The following is a 3,484-nucleotide window of genomic DNA, read 5'->3' as shown; positions in this document are numbered from 1 at the left end:
GCTTCGCCATCAGGCCGCGCATGCCGCCGAGCTGACGCATCTGGTTCACCGAACCGCGGGCGCCGGAATGGCTCATCATGTAGATCGAGTTCATCTGCTTCTGGCGACCGGTCTCCGGATCGAACTCGACGGCCTTGATGCGGGCCATCATCTCTTCCGTGACCTTCTCGGTCGCCTTGCCCCAGGCGTCGACAACCTTGTTGTACTTCTCGCCCTGGGTGATGAGACCGTCATTATACTGCTGCTCGTATTCCTTCACCAGCGCTTCGGTCTCGGCAACGATTTCGTGCTTGGCATCGGGAATGACCATGTCGTCCTTGCCGAAGGAAATGCCGGCGCGGCAGGCATGGCCGAAGCCGAGCGACATGATCCGGTCGCAGAAGATCACCGTGTCCTTCTGGCCGCAATGGCGGTAGACCGTGTCGATCATCTTGGAGATGTTCTTCTTGGTCATTTCCTGGTTGCAGGTCTCGAACGGAACGTTCGAGTTCTTCGGCAGAAGCTCGCCGATGATCATGCGACCGGGCGTGGTCTCGTAGATCTTCGAGACCTCGTTGCCGTCCTCGTCGACCGTCTTGAAACGGCCCTTGATCTTGGAGTGCAGCGTGACGACCTTGTTTTCGAGCGCATGGTGGAGCTCGCCCATGTCTGCAAAGGCCATGCCTTCGCCGGGCTCGTTCTCGTTCATGATCGAGAGGTAGTAGAGGCCGAGAACCATGTCCTGCGACGGCACGATGATCGGCTGACCATTGGCCGGATGCAGGATGTTGTTGGTCGACATCATCAGCACGCGGGCTTCAAGCTGGGCTTCGAGCGACAGCGGCACGTGAACGGCCATCTGGTCGCCGTCGAAGTCGGCGTTGAAGGCCGTGCAGACGAGCGGATGCAGCTGGATGGCCTTGCCTTCGACCAGCGTCGGCTCGAACGCCTGGATGCCCAGGCGGTGCAGCGTCGGCGCGCGGTTCAGGAGCACCGGATGCTCGCGGATGACCTCGTCGAGGATATCCCAGACTTCCGGACGTTCCTTTTCAACCAGCTTCTTCGCCTGCTTGACGGTCGAGGAATACCCCTTGGCGTCGAGACGGGCGTAGATGAAGGGCTTGAACAGTTCCAGCGCCATCTTCTTCGGCAGGCCGCACTGATGCAGCTTCAGTTCCGGGCCGGTCACGATGACCGAACGGCCGGAATAGTCGACGCGCTTGCCGAGCAGGTTCTGGCGGAAGCGGCCCTGCTTGCCCTTCAGCATGTCGGAGATCGACTTCAGCGGACGCTTGTTGGCGCCGGTGATGACGCGGCCGCGGCGGCCGTTGTCGAACAGCGCATCGACCGATTCCTGAAGCATGCGCTTCTCGTTGCGGATGATGATGCCCGGCGCGCGCAGCTCGATGAGCCGCTTCAGACGGTTGTTGCGGTTGATGACGCGGCGATAGAGATCGTTGAGGTCCGACGTCGCGAAACGGCCGCCGTCGAGCGGGACGAGCGGACGCAGGTCCGGCGGGATCACCGGAACGACCTTCATGATCATCCATTCGGGGCGGTTGCCCGACTCAAGAAAGTTCTCGACGATCTTGAGACGCTTCATCAGCTTCTTCTGCTTCAGATCCGACGTGGTGTCGGCCAGCTCGGCGCGCAGGTCGCCCGCGATCTTCTCAAGATCCATGCCGGCAAGCATCTCATAGATGGCTTCCGCGCCGATATTGGCCGAGAACTGGTCCTCGCCGAACTCGTCGACGGCCATCATGTATTCTTCTTCCGAAAGGAGCTGGTTCTCCTTCAGGTCGGTCAGGCCCGGTTCGGTGACGATGTAGTTCTCGAAATAGAGAACGCGCTCGACATCCTTCAGCGTCATATCGAGAAGGGTCGAGATACGGCTCGGCAGCGACTTCAGGAACCAGATATGGGCGACCGGAGCGGCGAGCTCGATATGGCCCATACGCTCGCGGCGCACGCGCGACAGCGTGACTTCGACGCCGCACTTTTCGCAGATGATGCCCTTGTATTTCATGCGCTTGTACTTGCCGCACAGGCACTCATAGTCCTTCATCGGGCCGAAGATGCGCGAGCAGAACAGGCCGTCACGCTCGGGCTTGAACGTGCGGTAGTTGATGGTTTCCGGCTTCTTGATTTCGCCATAAGACCAGGAAAGGATCTTTTCCGGGCTGGCGATCGAGATCCGGATCGAATCGAAGACCTGCGCCGGCGCCTGCGGATTGAAAAGATTCATGACCTCTTGGTTCATGCCTGTCTCCTTGACTGGGCGGCATCGCCCTTGCTGACAGATCATTCCGGCCAAACCCCGATGCCGGAACTCATGTCTCTTGAAACGGTGATAGCCGCGAAATGCGGCAAAAATGACACTTCGCGCTTACCATGCACTGGGTGTCGAAGACGCGCCCGGCCGGTTGCGGCGGGCGCGCCGTGTCTTGATCCTATTCCGCGGCGTCCGGCAGTTCGTCGGCTTCCGCACCGGCCTCGTCGGCACGGTTCTCAAGCTCGACGGAAAGGCCCAGCGAACGCATTTCCTTGACGAGAACGTTGAAGCTTTCCGGAATACCGGCCTCGAACGTATCATCGCCGCGGACAATGGCTTCATAGACCTTGGTCCGACCGGCAACATCGTCCGATTTCACGGTCAGCATTTCCTGCAGCGTGTAGGCGGCGCCATAGGCCTCAAGTGCCCAGACCTCCATTTCGCCGAAACGCTGTCCGCCGAACTGGGCCTTGCCGCCCAGCGGCTGCTGGGTGACCAGCGAGTACGGGCCGATCGAACGGGCGTGGATCTTGTCGTCAACCAGATGGTTGAGCTTGATCATGTACATGTAGCCCACGGTGACCTTGCGGTCGAAGGGCTCACCCGTACGTCCGTCGTACAGCACCGACTGGCCCGACGGATCATAGCCCGCCCAGGACAGCATCTCGGAGACGTCGCCCTCATGCGCGCCGTCAAAGACCGGCGTGGCGATGGAAACGCCGCGCTTGGCCTCGTCGGCCAGGCGAACCAGGCTTTCGTCGTCGAACTGCGAGACTTCGTCCTTGGCTTCCGACGCATAGACCTTGGTCAGCGTCTCCTTCAGCGGCTTGATGTCATTGGTTTCCTGATACTCCTCGAGCATCTGGCCAATGCGCTTGCCCATGCCGGCACAACCCCACGCAAGATGCGTCTCGAGGATCTGGCCGACATTCATGCGGCTCGGCACGCCAAGCGGGTTCAGCACGACATCGACATGGGTTCCGTCTTCCAGGAACGGCATGTCTTCGGCGGGCAGGATGCGGGAGACCACGCCCTTGTTGCCGTGGCGGCCGGCCATCTTGTCGCCGGGCTGGATCTTGCGCTTCACGGCAACAAAGACCTTGACCATCTTCATCACGCCCGGAGGCATTTCATCGCCGCGCTGGACCTTTTCGACCTTGTCCATGAACCGCTGCTCGAGGCGGGCCTTGGATTCGTCGTACTGGCCGCGAAGGGCTTCGAGTTCGCCCTGCG

2 protein-coding genes are annotated in these 3,484 nt (G+C 60.7%); both read right to left on the bottom strand.

Annotated features, from left to right (window positions below; all coding sequences use genetic code 11):
• A partial coding sequence (rpoC, locus tag AC5DC2_RS21450) for a DNA-directed RNA polymerase subunit beta' (RefSeq protein WP_491699953.1) occupies positions 1 to 2,239 on the bottom strand: 2,239 nt, incomplete at its 3' end.
• Between the two features lie 190 nt (positions 2,240 to 2,429).
• The coding region (locus tag AC5DC2_RS21445) for a DNA-directed RNA polymerase subunit beta (RefSeq protein ID WP_491699952.1) at positions 2,430 to 3,484 on the bottom strand (1,055 nt) is incomplete at its 5' end.

The sequence above is a fragment of the Martelella sp. genome (genome assembly GCF_984369615.1).
Note: the sequence above shows the minus strand (reverse complement) of the source record. Positions and strands in the feature narration are given on the sequence as shown.